The organism is Streptomyces sp. NPDC002032 (assembly GCF_042890765.1).
Classification (GTDB): domain Bacteria; phylum Actinomycetota; class Actinomycetes; order Streptomycetales; family Streptomycetaceae; genus Streptomyces.
Map to the genome: position 1 here is coordinate 149165 of NZ_JBIASM010000005.1, position 20907 is coordinate 170071.

Sequence of the window (20907 nt, forward strand, 5' to 3'; positions counted from 1 at the left end):
CCTGAGGGCTAGTTGAGGCCTTCGGCGAGGGCCTTCTCGGTGGCGGCGCGCACCGCCGCCCCGGTCTCGCCGGTGAGCGGGAAGCGGGGCGGGCGGGTGGCGCCGCCGGGGCGGCCGGCCAGGTCCATGGAGAGCTTGATGGCCTGGACGAACTCGGTCTTGGAGTCCCAGCGCAGCAGCGGGTGCAGGGACTTGTACAGCGGCAGGGCGGTCTCCAGGTCACCGGCGACGGCCGCCCGGTAGAGGGTGGCGCAGGAGCGCGGCAGGGCGTTGGGGTAGCCGGCGATCCAGCCGACCGCGCCCGCGAGGGCCAGTTCGAGGAGGACGTCGTCGGCGCCGATGAGCAGGTCGAGGCCGGGGGCGAGTTCGGCGATCTCGTAGCCGCGGCGGACGTCCCCGCTGAACTCCTTGACGGCGACGATGCTGCCGTCGGCGTGCAGCCGGGCGAGCAGCTGCGGGGTCAGGTCCACCTTGGTGTCGATGGGGTTGTTGTACGCGACCACGGGCAGCCCGGCGCGGGCCACCTCGGCGTAGTGGGCGCGGACGGCCGCCTCGTCGGCGCGGAAGGCGTTGGGGGGCAGCAGCAGGACCGAGCCGGCACCGGCCTCGGCGGCCTGCTCGGCCCAGCGGCGGGCCTCGGCGCTGCCGTACGCGGCGACGCCGGGCATGACGCGGGAGCCGTCCCCGGCGGCTTCGACGGCGGTGCGCACGACGCGGGCGCGTTCCTCGTCGGTGAGGGTCTGGTATTCGCCGAGGGAGCCGTTGGGGACGACGCCGTCGCAGCCTTCGGCGATCAGCCAGGCCACGTGTTCCGCGTAGGCGTCGTGGTCGACGCTGAGGTCCTCGCGCAGCGGCAGGGCGGTGGCGACCATGATGCCGTGCCAGGGGCGGGTGCGGGTGTCGGGGCGGGGCGCGGGGGTGGGCGCGTGGTTCATGAGCAGACTCCCTAGTGTGGTGTGTGACATTTTACTAGTGGACGTGAGGTGGCCACAAGGGCCGGGACGGCCCGGATCAGCGGGCGGCGGGCGGAAGTTCGCCGCAGCCGGCGGCGGCCGGGCCCGGGGGCAGGGCGGCCAGATGGCGCAGCGGGACCGGGCAGGACAGCGGGCGGCGGTCGGGGGCCTGCTCCTCACCGGCCAGCGCGGCGACGGCCGGACCGCACATCCGGCCCTGGCACCAGCCCATCCCGGCACGGGTGAGCAGCTTGACCGTACGCGCGTCCCGCGCGCCGAGCTCCTCGACGGCCTCGCGGATCCGGCCCGCCGGGACCTCCTCGCAGCGGCACGCCACGGTGGCGTCGGACAGCCAGCCCGTCCACCCCGCGCCGGGACGGTGCGCGGCGGCCATCGCCGCGGCGAAGGCCCGCAGCCGGGCGCGGCGGCGGGTCAGGGCGGCCGGGACCGGTGCGGCGGCGGCGGCGACGGCGCGCGGGGCAACGGCGTGGGCGGCGGACGCGTGGGCGGCAGTCGCGTGGGCGGCGATGGCGTGGGCGGCGATCTCGCCTTCGGTCAGGGCCAGTTGGGCACCGCCGATGCCGCCGGTCTCGCCCGCCGACCAGATGCCGGGCACGGACGTGCGCTGCTCCGCGTCCAGTTCCAGGGCGACCGTGCCGTCCGGGGAGCGCAGGGTGGCGCAGCCGAGGCCGGTGGCCAGCTCCAGCTGGGGCACGAGCCCGTGGCCCACCGCGAGGGCGTCGCAGGGGATCCGGCGGCCGGTGCCGGGCAGGGGGCGCCAGTCCCGGTCGAGGCGGGCGACGGTGACGGCCTCGACCCGGTCGCGCCCGTGCGCCGCGGTCACGGCGTGCCGGGTCAGCAGCCGGATGCCGTGGCGCAGCAGGGCGCCCCCGTACGTGGCGCCTTCGGCGAGCTTCGCCGGGTTGCGCAGCAGGGCCGGGCCCCGGGTCGCGTACGCCGTGTACGAGGCGGCCTCGACGACGGCGGGCACGGTGGCTCCGGCGGCCGCGAGGGAGCCGGCCACCGCGAGCAGCAGCGGTCCGCTCCCGGCGACGAGGACGCGGCGGCCGGGCAGGACGAGGCCGCCCTTGAGCATGGCCTGCGCCCCGCCCGCGCCGACCACCCCGGGCAGCGTCCAGCCGGGGAAGGGCAGTTGCCGCTCGTAGGCGCCGGTGGCGAGCAGGACGGCCCGGGCGCCGACGGTCGCCGCGCGTTCCTCGGGGCCCGCGACGGCGTGCAGGGTCCAGCCGCCGTCGCCGTCCGGGACCACCGTCCAGACGTGGTGGAAGGGGAGGTGGTCGATCCGGCCCGCCGCGACGTGGGCGCGCAGGGCCGCTTCGCGGGTGGCGAAGGCCCGCCAGTCGTGGTGCAGGGCCTGGGGGCGGAGGGCGCCGAGGCCGGCCGCGGGGTGGCGGTAGAACTGGCCGCCGGGGCGCTCCCCCGCGTCGAGGAGGGTGACGCGCAGGCCGAGCCGGGCCGCGGTGACGGCGGCGGCGAGTCCGGCGGGACCGGCGCCGACGATCGCGAGGTCGGCGGGGGCCGGGCCGCGGTACGGGCGCTCAGACGGCGAGGTCGGCATGTCCGGTGCCCTCCTGGGTGGTGACGGCGTCGCCGGGGCGGGCCGGGACGAGGCAGGCGCGCTGGTTGGGGCGGCCGTTGACGGTGACGAGGCAGTCGTAGCAGGCGCCGATGCCGCAGAACGCCCCGCGCGGGGCGCCGTCTTCGCGGGTGGTGCGCCAGGCGAGGATCCCGGCGGCCCACAGGACGGCGGCGATGCTCTGGCCCTCCTGGGCGGTCAGTTCGCGGCCGTCGAAGCCGACAGGGAAGGTGGCCGCCGGGGTACCGCCGACCAGCGAGCGGGGGCTGCGGCGCATCAGGGGTGCTCCTCGGGGGTGTGGTGCCGGGCCGGGGGCGCGGCCGGGGCCGCCTCCGGCCCGTCGAAGCGGTCCGGGCGGAACGGAGTGAGCGGGAGCGGGGGTTCGGCCCCGGTCAGGACCGCCGCGATCAGGGCGCCCGTGGCCGGGGCCAGGCCGATGCCGGCGCCTTCGTGGCCGCAGGCGTGCAGCAGGCCCGGGACGCGGGGGTCGGGGCCGATCGCCGGGAGGTGGTCGGGGAGGTAGGGGCGGAAGCCGTGGTAGCTGCGCAGGACCCGTACGTCGGCCAGTACGGGGAACAGCTGCGCCGCCTGGCGGGCGAGGCGGCGCAGGGCCTCGGTGGACGGAGCGCGGTCGAAGCCGACGCGTTCGCGGGTCGCACCGATCAGGACGGGGCCCGCCGGGGTGCCCTCGACCACGGCCGAGGACTGCAGGGCGGCGGAGTCGCTGGCGACGTCGGCGATGTAGTCGGCGGCGTAGACCTTGTGGCGGACGACCCGGGGCAGGGGTTCGGTGACGAGGACGAACCCGCGGCGGGGCATGACGGGCAGGGTGGTCCCGGCGAGGGAGGCGATGTGGGCGCCCCAGGTGCCCGCCGCGTTGATCACGGCCGGCGCGAGGAGGGTGCGCCGGGGGGTGCGGACGCCGACGGCCCGGCCGCCGCGCAGGAGCACCTCGGTGACTTCCTCGCCGAGGTGGCACGCGGCGCCGGACGCGGCCAGCAGGCGGGCCGCCGCCTGGGCCGGCTGGACCTGTGCGTCCTGGGGGTAGTGGAAGCCGCCCGCCCGGCCGGGAGCCAGGTGCGGTTCCAGCTCGCGCAGTTGGTCCGGCCCCACCTCCGCGGCGAGGACGCCGGCGGCGCGCTGGCCGGCCGCGAAGGTGCGCAGGGCCGTGAGGGTGGTCTCGTCAGGGGCGACGACCAGGCCGCCCTTGGGCTCGTACTCGGTCTGCGCGGGAAGGACGGCGGCCAGGTCGCGCCAGAGCCGGGCCGACAGGAGCGCGAGGTCGAGTTCCGGGCCCGCCTCCTTGTCGGAGACGAGCAGGTTGCCCTCCCCGGCGCCGGTCGTGCCGCCCGCCACGGGGCCGCGGTCGACCACCGCCACGGAGAGTCCGGAGCGGCTCGCGTAGTAGGCGCACGCGGCTCCGACGACACCGGCGCCGATGATCACGACGTCCGGGGAGTGGGTCTGGGACACGGGAGTAATTTGTCACATTCTCTGGAAGGTGTGCCGGGCCGGTCCCGCCCCCCGAGGGCATCGGGACCGGCCCGGAGCCGGGTCAGCTGCGCAGGGGGCCTTCACAGCTGTAGGAGGACGTGCCCGCCACCTTGTTGGTCCAGATCTCCACCGGGCCGAAGGAGCAGTTCATGTCGGTGAAGTTGTTGGAGACCGGGGCGGTGCGGTCGAGGATGAAGTAGTCGACCGTCTCGGACATGTCCTTGAAGTTCTGGTCGTCGCTGCGCCAGTTCTTCAGGTTCGCGGTGATCCGTCCCGTACAGGTGAAGCGGCGCTTGCCGGGGTCGCCGTTCTCCACGCAGTCCGGGGTGTTGTAGGTGGCCGTCGCGAAGGAGGACTTGACGGAGGCGAGCGCGGAGTCGCGCAGCTTGTCGTTGGCGGTGAAGCTGGTGTTCGGGACGTAGAGCTGGTCCACCTTGGCGATCTGCGCGTCCAGGAAGCGGTCGTAGTCGCGCTGGAGGTAGCTGTCGGAGCCCATCCGGTTGCGCCAGGCGTCGTAGCCCGCCACGTCGTTGGCGCGCAGGTGGCCGTACATCTCGCGCAGCAGGGAGGGCTTCTCGTTCCAGAGGAACTCGAAGAAGGTGCCCGCGTAGTTGTAGAAGCGGAACCCGTCGCCGTCGTACGTGGCGTTGAGCAGCTGCTGGATGCTCATCCGGGGGCCGCCGCCGGAGGTGTCGGCGATGACGCCGCGGACCAGGGACTTGCGGACGGCGATGCCGTTGTCGCGGGTGGCGCCGTCGAAGAACTCGGCGGTGCCCTCGTCCATCGCGGTGGTGCGGTCGCCCTCGTACCAGGGGCCCTGGCCGAAGAAGCCGGGGACGGCGAAACGGCCGTTGAGGTAGTGCGTGTACTCGTGGCGGAAGAGCTCTTCCAGGGTGAGGGAGGAGTCCTGGGGGACGCGGCGCTGGTAGGTGTAGAAGGTGGCGCCGTCCTCGATGTAGATGCCGCCGTTGTTGGTGCCGTAGCCGGTGAGGATGGGGTGGAAGTTCACGTAGTCGGCGCGGGAGGCGTAGAGCACGATGTTGAGCGTGGTGTTGGGATCTCCGGCCAGCGGCTGGTCGGTGCCCAGCACACGGTGGAACTGCGTCTTGACCTGCTTGCTGGCGTAGTAGAGCTGGTCGACGGTGGCCCGGTCGAGGGCGGTGCGGACCTTGATGCCGCCGTTGTCGTAGGTGTAGGTGTTCGGGAAGAGCTGCTTCTCGATGTCCTCCTTGCACACCCCGTACGGCTTGCAGGCCTGGTAGAAGTTCAGCCAGGACACCAGCTTGGCCCACTGCTCGCTGCCGTTGCCCCAGTCGGACTTCACCGGCCCCAGGAGGGCGCCGAGGTCGGCGGCGGTCTGGTCCCGCAGGCCCTCGATCTGGCCGAAGCGGCCGTACTCGCCGAGCGCGTCGCGGGCCACCCAGGCGTTGCCGGTGCCCTTGAGGTGGGTGTAGCCGGCGAAGGCCTTGAAGGCGGCCCGGTAGGCGGGGTCGGCGAGCGCGGCCGCGTGGAAGGCGGCGTCCTGGTTGCCCGGGTAGACGCCGAGGTAGTTGACGGAGAGCGCGGCGAGCACGGCGCCGCCCCAGGAGGCGTCGGTGTTCGTGGCCGGGTGGGCCGCGTCCATCGTGACCAGCACCTTCTTGATGAGGCCGAGCTGGTGCTGGCGCAGGCCCGGGCCCGCGGCGTAGAGGGCCTCGCGCAGGGTGCGGGCGTTGGAGGGGGTGACGTCGAAGGTCCGGGCGGCGCCCCCGAAGTCGTCGATGGCCTTGCGCATCGCGGCCGCGGTCGGGGCGTCGGTGACGTCGATCTCGTCGCGCGAGAAGTCGTGGTAGGCGACCGCGTGCAGGTAGGTGAACATCTCCTCCAGATGGGAGGAGTTGCGGCCGTCGTGGGCGGCGGCCAGGGCGGATATCCGGCGCGAGACCGCCTGGACGTGGGCGTCCGACATGACGGGGGCGAGGCGCGCGTCCCAGGTCCAGATCAGGCCCCGCAGACAGCCGTCGGCGGTGACGGCCTGGTCGGCGAGGAAGTCGGCGAACTGCTCCGGCGTCAGGCCGGTGATCCCGTCCAGGGTGCAGGGGACGCCCCCCGCGACGCTCTTCGCGGTGGGCGCGGCCTGGGCGGAGGCGAAGGCGCGGCTCTTCTCGGCGCGTTCGGCGGAGGAGCCGGAGCCGGGCGCGGAGACGGCCGGGGCGGCGCCGGGCACCTTGCCGTCGGTGACGGCCGTGCCGCCGGGGGCCGGGGCGGGGGCCGGGACGAGCGGCTTGGCCTCGCCGAGCCGGTCCACCTCGTCGAAGGGGTTCGGTGCGGCGGCGCCCGTCGCGCCGGGGGCGCCGCCGGTGAGGGCGCCGGGTACGGAGGCGCGGGCGGTGGCGCCGGGGGTGCCCCGCTCGGCGGCCTGGGTCACGGCCTGGCCGGCGGTGGCCAGGAGGGTGACCGCCACGGCGGCGGAGAGGAGGGACGTACGCACAGCTCTGTGCTGGGACACCGGATGCTCCTGTTGGGAGGGAGGTGGGGGAAGTGGTGCGCTGACTGCCCTGCTTCACACGGCGTTTGACGGGGATTAACGTGCCGCGATGTGAGCTGTAACATAGTAATGTGAAATTGCACTGACAAGCCCTGTGCGCCCACCAGTTCGGTACTTCTTGAGGGAGCCTCCGTGACCGACACCTCCTCCCGCCTCAACATCGGCAGTCACGACCGGCCGGTATCAGCAGAGTTGTCCCGCTTCATGGCCGGGAACTGGGCGGCCACCCCCCTCCCCGCCGCCGCGCGCGTGCCCTCGTACGCCCTCAACCCGGCCCGTCGCGCCCGGCTCTCGGCGCGCTTCCCCGGCGAGCGGCTGCTGATACCGGCAGGTGAGCTGACGGTCCGCTCCAACGACGCCGACTTCCGCTTCCGGCCGCACAGCGCGTACGCGTGGCTGACCGGCCTGACGGGCGAGGACCAGGCCGGCCACGTCCTGGCGCTGGAGCCGTCCGGGCCGCACGCCCACGAGGCCGTGCTCTACCTGAGGCCGCGCTCCTCCCGCGCGGACGGCAGCGAGGAGTTCTTCCGCGACCGCCGCTACGGGGAGTTCTGGGTGGGGCGCCGCCCCGACCTGGCGGAGGCCGAGCGGCTCACCGGGATCCGCTGCGCACACCTGGACACCCTGGGCGAGCCGCCCGCCCGCAACGCCGCGACGGACGCCGAACTCGCCACCGCCCTGTCCGAGCTGCGGCTGGTCAAGGACGCGTGGGAGGTCGACCAGCTCCAGCTGGCCGTGGACCACACGGCGGCCGGGTTCGAGGACGTCGTACGGGCCCTGCCGCAGGCGCTCGCCCATCCGCGCGGAGAACGCTGGATCGAGGGGGTGTTCGGACTGCGCGCCCGGGCGGAGGGCAACGGAACGGGCTACAACACGATCGCGGCGTCCGGCGCCCACGCCGGCATCCTGCACTGGATCCACAACGACGGCCGGCTGAACCGGGACGAGCTGCTGCTCCTGGACGCGGGCGTGGAGACGGACACCCTCTACACGGCCGACATCACGCGCACCCTCCCGCTGTCCGGGCGGTTCTCGCCGGTGCAGCGGCAGGTCTACGAACTGGTCCTGGCCGCACAGGACGCGGGCATCGCGGCCCTGCGGCCCGGCGCGAGCTTCGGTGACTTCCACCGGGCCGGGATGCGCGTCCTCGCCGAGGGACTCGCGCAGTGGGGGGTCCTGAAGAACGCCGAGGGCGACCTGCACCGGCGGTACTCCCTGTGCAGCAGCGGGCACATGCTGGGGCTGGACGTGCACGACTGCGCGAAGGCGCGGGCCGAGACGTACCTGGAGGGGGTCCTGGAGGAGGGCCAGGTCCTCACCGTCGAACCGGGCCTCTACCTCCAGCCCGATGACGAGACGCTCCCGGCGGAGCTGCGCGGGGTGAGCGTGCGCATCGAGGACGACCTGGTCATCACCGCCGACGGCGCGCGGCTGATGTCGGGGGCGCTGCCCCGGACGGTCGCCGGTGTGGAGGAGTGGATGGGCACCCTGCTGGACTCCGCGGGCGCCTGACCCACGCCCCCGCCCCGCCGGCCCCCTCACTCCGGGCCCGGGTCCGGCGGGGCGGCGAGTCCGGCGGGGCGGCGGGGCGGCCGGGCGGCGGGGCTACGGCAGGACCGCGATGCCGTCCAGTTCGAGCTGGGCCCGCGTGTCCCAGAGGCGGACCACGCCGACCACCGCCATCGCCGGATAGTCCCGCCCCGCCAGCCGGCGCCAGATACGTCCCAGCTCGGCGGCGTGCCCGCGGTAGGCCTCCACGTCCACCGCGTACACCGTCACCCGGGCCAGGTCCGCCGGGGCGCCGCCCGCCGCCGCCAGGGCGGCCAGCAGATTGGCGAGGGCCAGCTCGAACTGCTCCGGCAGGGTCTCCCCCACGATCTTCCCGGCCCCGTCCAGCGCGGTCTGGCCCGCCAGGAACACCAGCCGCCCCCCGGTCGCGGTGACGGCGTGCGAGAAGCCCGTCGCCGGGGACAGGCCCTCGGGGTTGATCCGCTCCAGGCTCATCGCGCCGCCACCCCCCGGTAGAGCTCCTTCGCGATGATGGTGCGCTGCACCTCGCTGGCCCCCTCGTAGATCCTGGGCGCCCGCACCTCCCGGTACAGGTGCTCCAGCAGGTGGCCGCGGCGCAGCGCGACCGCCCCGTGCAGCTGGACGGCGTGGTCGACGACGTACTGGGCCGTCTCGGTGGCCAGCAGCTTGGCCATCGCGGCCCGCCGCGGGACGTCCGGGGAACCGGCGTCGTACGCGCCCGCCGCCGCGTACACCAGCAGCCGGGCCGCCTCGGTGCGCGTGGCCATCTCCGCGACCCGGTGCGCCACGGCCTGGAGGTCGGCCAGCACCCCGCCGAAGGCCGTGCGGCCCGCCGTGTGCGCCAGGGTCGCGTCCAGGGCCGCGCGCGCCATGCCGACCGCGAAGGCGCCCACGCTCGGCCGGAACAGGTTCAGGGTCCCCATCGCCACCCGGAACCCCCGCCCGGGCTCCCCCAGCACGTCCTCGCGGCCGACCGGCACCCCGTCGAAGGACAGGGAGCCGATCGGATGCGGCGAGAGCATGTCGAGGGCCTCGCCGCCGAGGCCGGGCCGGTCGGCCGGAACCAGGAAGGCGGTGATCCCCCGCGCCCCCGGCGCCTCACCCGTCCGGGCGAAGACGGTGTAGAAATCCGCTTCCGGGGCGTTGGAGATCCAGCACTTCTGTCCGCCGAGCCGCCAGCCCGCCCCGTCCGGGGCCGCCTCCAGCTCCAGCGCCGCCGCGTCCGAACCGGCGCCGGGCTCGCTGAGCGCGAACGCCGCCACCAGCCGGCCCTCCCGCACCCCGGGCAGCCACCGCTCGCGCTGCGCCGCGCTGCCCGCCGCCAGCACCGGGTGCCCGCCCAGTCCCTGGAGGGCCAGCGCCGTCTCGGCCTCCGTGCAACCGTAGGCGAGCGACTCCCGCAGCAGGCACAGCTCCAGCGCACCCGAGGCGAACACCCGCTGGAGCAGTCCCAGTTCCCCCAGGGCCGCCAGCAGCGGCCGGTTCACCCGGCCGGGCTCACCCTTCTCGGCGAGCGGCCTCAGCCGCTCCAGCGACAGAGTGCGCAACCTCCCGCACCATTCCTCTTCTTCCGCCCCGAGCGCGAATCCGGCCATCCGAATGCCCCCGTCCTATCGCGTCCTGTTGACTGTCGTCACCATCACGATACGCTCTAGGAGCGCCTCCCGGTGGTGAGCCGGAAGACGCACCGCACGGCCGGCTCCACCCCGCCCGGACGTCGCAAGGGGGCGCACCCGCCTTGGAGCTCAAGCCTTCCGCTCATGCCGACACCTTCGCCCGCGATCACCTGCCACCCGCCGACGCCTGGCCGGAGCTCCTCTTCGAGCTGCCCGAACTGGCCTACCCCGACCGGCTGAACTGCGGCGCCGAGCTCCTCGACGCCACCATCGACCGGTGGGGGCCCGACCGCCCCGCCTTCCGTGACGGCGCGGGCGGGGTCTGGTCGTACGGGGAACTGCGCGAGCGCGTCGACTCGCTCGCCCACGCCCTCACCGCCGACCTCGGTGTCGTCCCCGGCAACCGGGTGCTGCTGCGCGGACCGACCGGGCCCTGGCTCGCCGCCTGCTGGCTGGCGGTGATGAAGGCGGGAGCCGTGGCCGTCACCGTGCTGGACCGGCAGCGGGCCCAGGAGCTCTCGACGGTGTGTTCCATGGCCCGGGTGCGGCACGCCGTCTGCCACGCGGACTCCCTCGACGACCTGGTCAAGGCGGAGGTGCCCGGGCTGCGGATCGCCGCCTACGGCGGGACGGGGCCCGGGGACCTGCTGCGGCTCGCCGAGGCGCATCCCGCGCCGTATCCGGCCGTGGAGACCTCCGCCGACGATGTGGCGCTCATCGCCTTCACCTCCGGCACCACCGGCCGCCCCAAGGGCTGCATGCACTTCCACCGCGACCTCCTCGCCGTCGCCGACACCTTCTCCCGCCACGTCCTGCGGCCCCGCCCCGACGACGTGTTCGCCGGCAGCCCCCCGCTCGGCTTCACCTTCGGACTCGGCGGCCTCGTCGTCTTCCCGCTCCGCGCCGGAGCCTCGGTGCTGCTGCTGGAACAGGCCGCGCCCCGGACGCTGCTGCCCGCGCTCGCCGCGCACCGGGTCACCGTCCTGTTCACGGCCCCCACCGCCTACCGCTCCATGCTCGACACCCTCGGCCCCTACGACACCGGCGCCTACGACCTCTCCGCGCTGCGCCGCTGCGTCTCGGCCGGCGAGAACCTGCCCGCCGCCACCTGGCGCGCCTGGCACGAGCGCACCGGACTGCGGATCATCAACGGCATCGGGGCCACCGAACTCCTGCACATCTTCATCTCCGCCGCCGACGACGACATCCGCCCCGGCACCACCGGCCGCGCGGTGCCCGGCTGGGAGGCGCGGGTGGTGGACCCCGCCGGGCGGCCCGTGCCCGACGGCGAACCGGGCCTGCTGGCCGTACGCGGCCCGGTCGGCTGCCGCTACCTGGCCGACCCCCGCCAGACCCAGTACGTCCGGGACGGCTGGAACCTCACCGGCGACACCTACGTACGCGACCCCGACGGCTACTTCCGCTACGTGGCCCGCGCCGACGACATGATCATCTCCTCCGGCTACAACATCGCGGGCCCGGAAGTGGAGGAGGCCCTGCTGCGCCACCCGGACGTGAGGGAGGCGGCGGTGGTCGGCCGGCCCGACGAGCGCCGGGGCCAGATCGTCGTCGCGTACACCGTCGCCCGGGAGGGGGCCGTGCTGACCGAGGACGCCCTGCGCACCCACATGCGGGCGGAACTGGCCCCGCACAAGTGCCCGCGCTCCTTCGTCTTCGTGCCGGAGCTGCCCCGGACGGCCACCGGGAAACTTCAGCGCTTCCGGCTGCGCGATCTAGAGTGAACCCGTGGTCGAGCAACACACTCCGCGATCCCTGATCGTCACGTTCTACGGCGCCTACGGAAGGTCCTTCGAGGGACCCGTACCGGTGTCCGCGCTGGTCCGCCTGCTGGGCGCGGCCGGCGTCGACGCACCCTCCGTCCGCTCCTCGGTGTCCCGGCTGAAGCGGCGCGGCTTCCTGGTGCCCGCGAAGGCGGCCGACGGCGCGGCGGCCTACGACCTCTCCGAGGAGGCCCGGCTGCTGCTGGAAGACGGGGACCGACGCATCTACGGCACCCCGCAGGTCTCGGAGGAATGGCTGGTCGCGGTCTTCTCCGTCCCGGAGCAGGAACGCAACAAACGGCACCTGCTGCGCTCCCGGCTGGCCCGGCTCGGCTTCGGAGCGGTGGCCCCGGGGGTCTGGATCGCCCCCGCCCAGCTGGCCCGCGAGACCGGGCACACCCTGGAGCGGCTGCACCTGACGGCCTACGTGGAACTCTTCCGCGGCTCCCACCTCGGCTTCGCGCCCACCGCCGAGGCCGTGGCCCGCTGGTGGGACCTGGCCGCGCTGGCCAAGCAGCACGAGGAGTTCCTCGACCTGCACGAGCCGGCCCTGCGCGCCCTCCAGAGCGGCCCCGAACCCACCCCGGAAGCGGCCTACCGCACCTACCTGGCCGCCCTGGACAGCTGGCGGCGGCTGCCCTACGCCGATCCCGGGCTGCCGCGCGAGCTGCTCCCGGCGGACTGGCCGGGCGACCGGGCCGCGGCGGTCTTCGCCGAACTGCACGCCCGGCTGCGGGACGCCGGCGCCCGCTTCGTGGAGGCGTAGCCCCCCGAAAACCCGGTGCGCCCGGGCCCGGGCGCCCGCCACGATGGGGCATGACGTGGACCTTCGGTACCGATCTGGCGGCCTATCTGGCCCTCGCGCACCCGGCCGTGGCGGCGCGGCCCGTGTCCGACACCCTCCTGCTGACCGTCGGCGACTCCCTGCGACGGCGCGGCCCCCGTGCCTACGGCGCCGCCGACCCCGTCTTCGGCTGGTGGACCGGCCCCGACAGCACGGTGGCCGGGGCCCTGCTGTGCACCCCGCCCTTCCCGCTCCTGCTCGGCACCCTGCCCGCCGAGGCCGTCCGGGCCCTCGGGCCGTACCTCGTCACCGAGCCGCTGCTCGCGTCGGCCGGCGCGGTCAACGCCCGCCGCGCGGACGCGGGGACCCTGGCGGGCGCCTGGGGCAGGCCCACCCGGGTGACGGAGGAGACCCGGCTCCACCGGCTCACCGCGCTCTGCGCCCCCGACCCGGCCCCGTCCGGACGGCCCCGCACCGCGGAGGCGGCGGACCTGCCCCTGCTGCTGCGGTGGATCGAGGAGTACAACCGGGAGCTGGACGAGCCCGGACGCGGCTCGGAGGCCGCCCTGCGCGACCGGATCTCGTACGGCGGCATCCTGCTCTGGGAGGACGGGGGCCGGCCGGTGTCCCTCGCGGGCTTCTCCCGGCCCCTCGGCGGCGCGAGCCGCGTCGGCCCCGTCTACACCCCGCCCGCCGCCCGCCGCCACGGCTACGCCGCCGGGGTCACGCACGCGGTGACCGCAGCCGCCCGCGCCGCCGGGGCACGCGAGGTGCTGCTGTTCACCGACGTCGCCAACCCCACCAGCAACGGCGTCTACCGCCGCCTCGGCTACACCCCGCTGGAGGACCGGGTCCGCCTGGAGGCGCTCTGACCGCCCGCCACGCCCGCGGGGGCCGCTACCCCTTGCCCGTCGGCGGCCTGCGGCTGCCCGCCCGGTACGGCGCGGGCCACGGCGCGCCCGGCCCCTCGTACCCCTGGTCGGCCGCCGCGTGCAGGGTCCAGTGCGGGTCGTACAGGTGCGGACGGCCGACCGCGCACAGGTCGGCGCGCCCGGCCAGCAGCAGGGAGTTGACGTCGTCCCAGGAGGAGATGGCGCCGACGGCGATGACGGGCACGCCGAGCGCGTTGCGGATCCGGTCGGCGTAGGGGGTCTGGTAGGAGCGTCCGAACTCCGGGGCCTCGTCCGCGACGACCTGCCCCGTGGACACGTGGACGGCGTCCGCGCCGTGCGCGGCGAATGCGGCGGCGATCCCCTCGGCGTCCTCGGGCGTGGTGCCGCCGGGCGCCCAGTCGGCCGCGGAGATCCGGACCGTCATGGGGCTGCGCTCGGGCCAGACCGCCCGGACCGCGTCGAAGACCTCCAGCGGGAAACGCAGCCGGTTCTCCAGGGAGCCGCCGTAGGCGTCGGTGCGGTGGTTGGTGAGCGGGGACAGGAAGCCGGACAGCAGGTAGCCGTGCGCGCAGTGCAGTTCGAGCAGGTCGAAGCCGCACTCGGCCGCCCGGACCGCGGCCGCCGCGAAGTCCGAGCGGAGCGCGGCGAGGTCGTCGGCCGTCAGGGCGCGCGGGACGGCGGACACGCCCGGCTTGTAGGGCAGCGCGGAGGCGGCGACCAGCGGCCAGTTGCCCTCGGGAAGCGGTTCGTCCATGCCCTCCCACATGACCCGCGTCGAACCCTTGCGGCCCGCGTGGCCGAGCTGGACGCCGAGGGCGGTGCCGGGCGCGGACGTGTGGACGAAGTCGGCGATCCGCTTCCAGGCGGCCGTCTGCTCCGCGTTCCACAGGCCCGCGCAGCCCGGCGTGATCCGGCCCTCGGGGCTGACGCAGACCATCTCCGTCAGGACCAGTCCGGCGCCGCCCAGGGCGCGCTGGCCCAGGTGCACCAGGTGGAAGTCACCCGGTACGCCGTCCCGCGCCGAGTACATGTCCATGGGCGCGACGACCACCCGGTTGCGCAGGGTCAGGCCCCGCAGGGTGAACGGCGTGAACATCGGCGGGGTTCCCACGGCATCGGCCCCCACCCCCGCTCCGGCCTCGCCCGCGGCCTCGCCCTCCGGGCAGCCGAACTCCCGTTCCACCGCGTGCGTGAAGCGGGCGTCGCGCAGCCGCAGGTTCTCGTGCGTCACCCGCCGGCTGCGCGTGAGCAGGTTGAAGGCGAACTGCCGGGCCGGCTGGCCGACGTACCCCTCGATCTCCTCGAACCAGCGCATGCTGGCCGCCGCCGCCCGCTGGGTGCTGGCCACGCCGGGCCGCCGCGCCGCCTCGTACGCCGCGAGGGCCTGCGCCGGACCGCCCGACGACTCCCGCTCCAGTGCCTCGCAGAGCGCGAGCGCGTCCTCGACGGCGAGTTTGGTGCCGGAGCCGATGGAGAAGTGCGCCGTGTGTGCGGCGTCGCCGAGCAGCACCACGTTCCCGTGCGACCACCGCTCGTTGACGACGGTACGGAAGCGGGTCCAGGCGGACCTGTTCCCGCGCAGCGGCCGTCCGCGCAGCGCGTCGGCGAACAGCTTGGCGCAGCGCGCGGCGGACTCCTCCTCGTCGCACAGGTCGAGGCCCGAGGCCCGCCACACCTCCTCCCGCATCTCCACGATCACGGTCGAGGAGTCGGCGGAGTACGGGTAGGCGTGCAGCTGCGCCACGCCGTGCGCGGTCTCGGCGATCTCGAAGCGGAAGGCGTCGAAGGCGAAGTCGGCGGCCAGCCAGATGTAACGGCAGCGGCCTTCGGTCACGGTCGGGCGGAAGTGCGCGGCGCCGCTCTCCCGGGTCGCGCTGTGCACCCCGTCCGCCGCGACGACCAGGTCGTACGTCTTCGCCAGCTCCCAGGCGTCGGGCGCCGGTGAGCGGAAGCGGAGCCGGACCCCGAGGCCCGCGCAGCGTTCGTGCAGGATCTCCAGCAGCCGGCGCCGGCCGAGCGCGGCGAAGCCGTGACCGCCGGAGGTGAGCAGGCGGTCCCGGTGGACGACCTCGACGTCGTCCCAGCGCACGAACTCGGCGCCGAGGGCGGCGTGGACGACGGTGTCGGCCCGTTCGATGCCGCCCAGGGTGTCGTCGGAGAGCACGACGCCGAAGCCGAAGGTGTCGTCGGGGGCACCTCGCTCCCACACCTCCACCCGGTGTCCCTGCCGGGCCAGCAGCGCGGCGGCGTACAGTCCCCCGGGTCCCCCGCCGACGACGGCCACGCGCACGGCGCTACCTGCCCTTCCACTGGGGCGGCCGCTTGCCGGTGAAGGCGGCGTGGAACTCCGCGTAGTCCTCGCCGTGCATGAGCAGCGCCTGGGTGTTGGCGTCGAGTTCGACGGAGGCGGCCAGCGGCATGTCCAGTTCGGCCGTCAGCAGGGCCTTGGTCTGGGCGTGGGCGAGGGCGGGTCCGGCGGCGAGGCGGGCGGCCAGTTCGGCGGCCCGCGCGTCGGCCTTGCCCTCGTCGACGAGCTCGCTGAGCAGGCCGATCCGCTCGGCCTCCGCCGCGCGTACGGGCTCTCCGAGCATCAGCAGCCGGGTGGCGTGGCCGAGGCCGACGACGCGGGGCAGCAGGTAGGCGGCGCCCATGTCCCCGCCGGAGAGGCCGACCCGGGTGAAGAGGAAGGCGAAGCGGGCGGTGGGGTCGGCGATGCGGAAGTCGGCGGCGAGGGCGAGCACCGCACCGGCTCCGGCGGCCACCCCGTGCACGGCGGCGATCACCGGGAAGGGGCATTCGCGGACGGCCCGGACGACTTGGCCGGTCATCCGGTTGAAGTCGAGGAGCTGGGCCGTGTCCATGGCGAGGGTGGCGCCGATGATCTCGTCCACGTCGCCGCCGGAGCAGAAGCCCCGGCCCTCGCCGGCGAGCACGAGGGCGCGGACGGAGCGTTCGCGGGAGAGTTCGGCGAGCAGGTCGCGCAGGTCGGCGTAGGCGCCGAAGGTGAGCGCGTTCAGCTTGTCGGGGCGGTCGAGGGTGACGGTGGCCACGCCGTCCTGCCGGGTCACCCGCAGGTGGCGCCACTGTCCTGTCGATGGGGTGGAACCGGTGAAGGGGCTCACGGAAACGACGGTATCACCGCTTGGTGACTACCGTCAGGAAAACGCGACAGCGGGGGTGTGGGTGCGCTTCGGCCGGGGTGCCCTACGGCTCCGGATTTCCACTTCGTATCGTTGAAAGGAGGATTTCCCTTCCGCTTCACCAGACCGCCCCGTCGAGGACCCCGCCTCGCCCCCGCCTCGCCCCTGCCACGACCCATGCCCCACGCCTCCCGGAACGGACGGACCGCCTTGCCCGACGCCTCCGCCTGGCGGATCGCGCTCCCCCACACGACCGCCGCCGTACCGCTCGCCCGCGCCCTGGTCCGCAGCGCCCTCACGGACACCGGGCCGGCCGCCGACCCCGACACCGCGGAGCTGCTGACCGCCGAGCTGGTCGCCAACGCCGTCGAGCACACCACCGGGGGCACACCGATCGAGCTGGTCGTGGAGCTGCTGGCGAACGGCTGCCAGGTCGAGGTGCACGACGGGGACCCCCGGCCGCCGGGCGATCTCACCACCCGCCGCGACGACACCCCGCCCGACCCCTGGCAGGAGCACGGCCGGGGCCTGCTGCTGATCCGCGCCCTGAGCTCCGCCTGCGGCCACCGGCGCACCGAGCGCGGCAAGGCCGTCTGGTTCACCCTGTCGGCCTGCGCCGCGACCGCCTGAGACGCGTCCGCCCGCTACGCGCCGGGCTCGGCGAGCAGCGCGACGAGGACGGCCTTGATGGTGTGCAGCCGGTTCTCCGCCTCGTCGAAGACGACGGAGTGCGCCGATTCGAACACCTCGTCCGTGACCTCCAGCGAGTCCAGGCCGTGCCGCTCGTGGACCTCGCGGGCCACCTTGGTGCCCAGGTCGTGGTAGGCGGGCAGGCAGTGCAGGAACTTCACGTCCGGGTTCCCGGTCGCGCGCAGCACCTCCATGGTGACGGCGTACGGGCCGAGGGCCGTGATCCGCTCGTCCCAGACCTCCTTGGGCTCCCCCATCGAGACCCAGACGTCGGTCGCCACGAAGTCGGCCTGCGCCACGCCCTCCGCGACCTCCTCGGTCAGCGTGATGCGGGCGCCGCTGACCGCCGCCAGCTCCCGGGCCCGCGCCACGACGGCCGCGGCCGGCCAGTACGCCTCGGGCGCGACGATCCGTACGTCCATCCCCAGCAGGGCGCCGGTGATCAGGTAGGAGTTGCCCATGTTGAAGCGGGCGTCGCCGAGGTAGGCGAAGGCGAGCCGCTCCAGCGGCTTGGCGCTGTGCTCGGTCATGGTGAGCACGTCGGCCAGCATCTGGGTGGGGTGCCAGTCGTCGGTGAGGCCGTTGAAGACGGGCACGCCCGCGTGCTCGGCGAGCTCCTCGACCGCCTCCTGGCTGTCGCCCCGGTACTCGATGCCGTCGAACATCCGGCCGAGCACCCGCGCGGTGTCCCGGACGGACTCCTTGTGGCCCATCTGGGATCCGCTGGGGTCGAGGTAGACGGTGTGGGCGCCCTGGTCGGCGGCGGCCACCTCGAAGGCGCAGCGCGTCCGCGTCGAGGTCTTCTCGAAGATCAGCGCGATGTTCTTGCCCTGGAGGCGGCGCCGCTCGGTCCCGGCCTTCTTGGCCGCCTTCAGTTCGGCGGCGAGCTCGACCAGGCCGCGGAACTCGGCGGCGGTGAAGTCGAGCTCCTTGAGGAAACTGCGGCCGAAGAGGTCGGTGGCCATGGGGGACGCTCCAGAGAGGTGCTGAGCTGACGGGGGACGCTGGCAGGGGAGGCTTGGAAGTATATACGATCCTCTGCATTGATATACAGCCCCTCCGTGCGTCAGGCCCCGTCACCCCAGGTCACACCGCGTCCCGCTGCACAGGACAGCTCATACAACGCGGACCACCCCGGCCCCGCCCCAGCTCGCTGCCCGGGATCTCGATCACCTCGATCCCCTCCTTGCGCAGGTGCGTGTTGGTCGTGACGTTCCGCTCGTAGGCGACGACCACCCCCGGTTCCACCGCCAGCACGTTGCAGCCGTCGTCCCACTGCTCGCGCTCCGCCGAGTGCACGTCCTGCGTGGCCGTCAGCACCCGGATCCGCTCCAGGCCCAGCGCCTGTGCGATGGCCCGGTGCATGTGCTCCGCCGGGTGGTCGGTGACCCGCAGGTCGCCGGCCCGTTCGCCGGGCCTGATCGTGTACGAGCGCAGCATGCCGAGCCCCGCGTACTGGGTGAAGGCGTCCGCGTCGACCATGGTCATCACCGTGTCCAGATGCATGAAGGCGCGCCGCTTGGGCATGTCGAGCGCCACGATGGCCGTCGCCGAGCCCGCCGCGAACAGCCCCCGCGCGAGCATCTCCACCGCCTGCGGGGTGGTCCGCTCGCTCATCCCGATCAGCACGGCGCCGTTGCCGATGACCAGGACGTCCCCGCCCTCGATCGTCGAGGGGTAGTCCGCCTGCCCCTGCGACCAGTAGTGGAAGGCGCCGGAGCCGGTGAAGAGCGGGTGGTGCCGGTAGATCGCCTCGAAGTGCACGGTCTCGCGCCGCCGGGCGGGCCAGCGCATGGCGTTGATCGACACCCCGTCGTAGATCCACGCGGAGGTGTCCCGGGTGAACAGGTGGTTGGGCAGCGGCCCGAGCAGGAAGTCGTCCATGTCCAGGACGTGGAAGCGCACCGAGACGGGCTCGGCGTGCCGCTCCAGGAACTCCCGCTTGGTCATGCCTCCGACCAGCGCCTCCGCGAGGTCCGCCGAGGACAGCCCGTCGAACACCGCCCGCAAGTGGTCGGTGGCGAGCGGACCGTACTCCTTCTCGTAGAAGACCCGGTCCAGTACGAGGTGTCTCGCCTCGGGGATCTCCAGGGACTCCCGCAACAGGTCCCCGAAGAGGTGCACGGCGACCCCCCGGTCGCGGAGCACGTCCGCGAACCCGTCGTGCTCCTGACGCGCCCGGCGCACCCACAGCACGTCGTCGAAGAGCAGGGCGTCCTTGTTGCTTGGTGTGAGCCGCTTCAGCTCCAGGTCGGGCCGGTGGAGGATGACGCGGCGGAGCCGCCCGGTCTCGGAGTCGACATGGAATCCCATGGCGTACACGTTCCCAGACCGAACGGCTTTTTGACCCGGCGTCGGCTCCGCGGGCTCAGCGCAGGCCGAGAAGTGCCGTCGGGGCGCCGATCACCTCGGGGGCCACCACACCCAGTTTCGGCGTCGTCAGGTTCGGCAGCCCGTAGTTGCTGCCGTCCGGCATGGTCAGCGGGGCGCCCAGGACGGCGCCGGGGCTGCGGGTGCGCAGGGTGGTGTCCGCGGACTCCAGCGAGCCCTCCCCGTCCGTCTCCGGCGTGCCCGCGAGGTTGGGCACGGGCGAAGTGAGCTTGGTGGCACCGAGGTCGGTGGCGATCGGCACCACCGGGAGCAGTGGGGTCGGGAGCAGGTCGCCCCTGTGCTGACGGGGCGCCTCCGGGGCTCCGACGACCGGTACCGGCACCGCGGTGGACAGGTGCGGGACCGGCACGCCCAGCGTGGTCTCCACCGCCTCCAGCGGGACTCCCACGGGAACCGCGTCGGCCACGGCCGGGGTGGCCGCGCCGGCCGCGGCCATACAGGTCAGGAGTGCCGCAATGCTTCCGCGCGCGGTCATCTTCATAGGTGACGTTCCGTCCTTCCAGGGTCGCGGACATTCCGCTGCCCTGGATGAACGATCCCGCCGGTGGTTTCCCCGGAGTTCTCCGCGAAAGTTCCCCCATACGACCTAATTCCCGGCCGTAGGGGGGCGCCCGCTTTACGGCGCGGGCCGGGCGGCGCGGGCCGCGGGTCAGGTCAGCTGGGGGGCCAGGGCCGCGATGGCGTCCGGGCCCACGCGGCAGCAGCCGCCGATGAGGCGGGCGCCCGCCGCGCGCCAGGCCGGTACGTCCCAGGGGACGGGGGCGGCCGGAGGGTGCCAGGTCTGGGTGGCGGCGTCCCAGACGGAGCCGTCGTTGGGGTAGGCCAGCAGCGGTTTCGCGGTGACCGAGGCCGCGGCCCGCAGGGCGGGCAGTACGTCGGCCGGGTCGCAGCAGTTGACGCCGACCGCGACCACCTCGGGGGCGGCGGCCGCCAGGGCGAAGGCCTCGTCGAGGGGCTGGCCGGCCCGGGTGCGGCCGTCGGCGACGGTGTAGCTCAGCCAGGCGCGGGCCCCCGTGCCGGCCAGCACCCGCAGCAGGGCCCCGGCCTCCTCGGTGTCCGGAACCGTCTCCAGGGCCAGGACGTCCGCCCCGCGCAGGGCCTCGATCCGGGGGCGGTGGAAGGCGGCCAGGGCATCGGCGCCGATCCCGTACCGGCCGCGGTACTCGGAGCCGTCGGCGAGGACCGCCCCGTACGGGCCCACGGAAGCGGCCACCCACACCTCGTGGTCCGCCGCCCGCGCGGCCCGGTCGGCCACCGTCACGCTCCGCTCCAGCAGCGCCGGGTCGTGCCCGACCTGGTAGCTCGCGGTGATCAGCACCTCGGCGCCGGCCCGGGCGTAGGCCGTGTGGGCGGCCTCCACCTGGTCCGGGCGCCCGGCGAGCACCCGGCCCGTCCAGAGGCCGCCGGACAGGTCGTTGCCCTGGGCGGTGAGCTGGTTGCTCAGCCCGCCGTCCAGGAGCACCGCCCCGCGGGCCAGGGCGTCGCCGAGCGGACCGGTCGCACGGGGCACG

The 20907-nt window shown here is 74.5% G+C and carries 18 protein-coding genes; 5 read left to right on the forward strand and 13 right to left on the reverse strand.

Annotation, left to right across the window (positions count from 1 at the left end):
- Window positions 1-8: 8 nt before the first annotated feature.
- The 5 genes from ACFYYT_RS14715 to ACFYYT_RS14735 form a co-directional block, all read right to left on the reverse strand.
- Window positions 9-935: a dihydrodipicolinate synthase family protein gene (locus ACFYYT_RS14715; protein ID WP_351817688.1), complete on the reverse strand. Its 927-nt coding sequence runs from the start codon at window positions 933-935 to the stop codon at window positions 9-11.
- Window positions 936-1011: 76 nt separating this feature from the next.
- A complete protein-coding gene (locus ACFYYT_RS14720; protein WP_351817685.1) occupies window positions 1012-2532 on the reverse strand; it encodes an NAD(P)/FAD-dependent oxidoreductase in 1521 nt (506 codons plus the stop codon).
- Window positions 2513-2827 carry a (2Fe-2S)-binding protein gene (locus ACFYYT_RS14725; RefSeq protein WP_351817682.1) on the reverse strand — a complete coding sequence of 105 codons (315 nt, stop codon included), beginning with the start codon at window positions 2825-2827 and terminating at the stop codon, window positions 2513-2515. Before ACFYYT_RS14725 ends, ACFYYT_RS14720 begins: the two co-directional genes overlap by 20 nt.
- Complete coding sequence (locus tag ACFYYT_RS14730; RefSeq protein WP_351817679.1) at window positions 2827-4023, reverse strand: FAD-binding oxidoreductase; 1197 nt, start codon at window positions 4021-4023, stop codon at window positions 2827-2829. The genes ACFYYT_RS14725 and ACFYYT_RS14730 overlap by 1 nt, the downstream gene beginning before the upstream one ends.
- An 82-nt stretch (window positions 4024-4105) precedes the next feature.
- Entirely contained in the window at window positions 4106-6532 is a 2427-nt protein-coding gene (locus ACFYYT_RS14735) for a collagenase (protein WP_351817676.1), read from the reverse strand.
- 171 nt (window positions 6533-6703) lie between these two features.
- On the opposite strand from ACFYYT_RS14735, the gene ACFYYT_RS14740 reads away from it, so the two are divergent.
- Entirely contained in the window at window positions 6704-8083 is a 1380-nt protein-coding gene (locus tag ACFYYT_RS14740) for an aminopeptidase P family protein (protein WP_351817673.1), read from the forward strand.
- 93 nt (window positions 8084-8176) lie between these two features.
- Here ACFYYT_RS14740 and ACFYYT_RS14745 read toward each other — a convergent pair whose 3' ends face one another.
- Entirely contained in the window at window positions 8177-8575 is a 399-nt protein-coding gene (locus ACFYYT_RS14745) for a RidA family protein (RefSeq protein WP_351817670.1), read from the reverse strand.
- Window positions 8572-9696, reverse strand: coding sequence for an acyl-CoA dehydrogenase (locus ACFYYT_RS14750; RefSeq protein ID WP_351817667.1), 1125 nt, complete (start codon window positions 9694-9696; stop codon window positions 8572-8574). Before ACFYYT_RS14750 ends, ACFYYT_RS14745 begins: the two co-directional genes overlap by 4 nt.
- A 143-nt stretch (window positions 9697-9839) precedes the next feature.
- Between ACFYYT_RS14750 and ACFYYT_RS14755 the strand changes: the two genes are divergently transcribed.
- From ACFYYT_RS14755 to ACFYYT_RS14765, 3 genes are read left to right on the forward strand one after another with little or no spacing between them, the layout of a single operon-like run.
- Complete coding sequence (locus tag ACFYYT_RS14755) at window positions 9840-11459, forward strand: AMP-binding protein (protein WP_351817664.1); 1620 nt, start codon at window positions 9840-9842, stop codon at window positions 11457-11459.
- A gap of 4 nt (window positions 11460-11463) precedes the next feature.
- Complete coding sequence (locus ACFYYT_RS14760; RefSeq protein ID WP_351817661.1) at window positions 11464-12264, forward strand: PaaX family transcriptional regulator C-terminal domain-containing protein; 801 nt, start codon at window positions 11464-11466, stop codon at window positions 12262-12264.
- A gap of 50 nt (window positions 12265-12314) precedes the next feature.
- Window positions 12315-13154, forward strand: a complete 840-nt coding sequence (locus ACFYYT_RS14765) for a GNAT family N-acetyltransferase (RefSeq protein ID WP_351817658.1) — start codon at window positions 12315-12317, stop codon at window positions 13152-13154.
- Between the two features lie 25 nt (window positions 13155-13179).
- On the opposite strand, the gene ACFYYT_RS14770 is transcribed toward ACFYYT_RS14765, so the two are convergent.
- Both ACFYYT_RS14770 and ACFYYT_RS14775 read right to left on the reverse strand, forming a co-directional pair.
- On the reverse strand, window positions 13180-15465 hold the full coding sequence (locus ACFYYT_RS14770; protein WP_351817655.1) for a bifunctional salicylyl-CoA 5-hydroxylase/oxidoreductase: 2286 nt from the start codon (window positions 15463-15465) through the stop codon (window positions 13180-13182).
- A 4-nt stretch (window positions 15466-15469) separates the two neighbouring features.
- A complete protein-coding gene (locus tag ACFYYT_RS14775; protein WP_351817652.1) occupies window positions 15470-16297 on the reverse strand; it encodes an enoyl-CoA hydratase family protein in 828 nt (275 codons plus the stop codon).
- A 195-nt stretch (window positions 16298-16492) separates the two neighbouring features.
- Between ACFYYT_RS14775 and ACFYYT_RS14780 the strand changes: the two genes are divergently transcribed.
- Window positions 16493-16945: an ATP-binding protein gene (locus ACFYYT_RS14780; protein WP_351817649.1), complete on the forward strand. Its 453-nt coding sequence runs from the start codon at window positions 16493-16495 to the stop codon at window positions 16943-16945.
- Window positions 16946-16959: 14 nt separating this feature from the next.
- On the opposite strand, the gene argF is transcribed toward ACFYYT_RS14780, so the two are convergent.
- The 4 genes from argF to mmuM all read right to left on the reverse strand — a co-directional run bounded on the left by argF (window position 16960) and on the right by mmuM (window position 20906).
- The gene (gene argF, locus ACFYYT_RS14785) at window positions 16960-17970 is read right to left on the reverse strand and encodes an ornithine carbamoyltransferase (protein ID WP_351817646.1); all 1011 of its coding nucleotides are present in this window, start codon (window positions 17968-17970) and stop codon (window positions 16960-16962) included.
- 121 nt (window positions 17971-18091) lie between these two features.
- A complete protein-coding gene (locus ACFYYT_RS14790; protein ID WP_351817643.1) occupies window positions 18092-19318 on the reverse strand; it encodes an arginine deiminase in 1227 nt (408 codons plus the stop codon).
- A 55-nt stretch (window positions 19319-19373) separates the two neighbouring features.
- The gene (locus ACFYYT_RS14795) at window positions 19374-19871 is read right to left on the reverse strand and encodes a hypothetical protein (protein WP_351817640.1); all 498 of its coding nucleotides are present in this window, start codon (window positions 19869-19871) and stop codon (window positions 19374-19376) included.
- A gap of 174 nt (window positions 19872-20045) precedes the next feature.
- Window positions 20046-20906: a homocysteine S-methyltransferase gene (mmuM, locus tag ACFYYT_RS14800; protein ID WP_351817637.1), complete on the reverse strand. Its 861-nt coding sequence runs from the start codon at window positions 20904-20906 to the stop codon at window positions 20046-20048.
- Window position 20907: the final 1 nt, after the last annotated feature.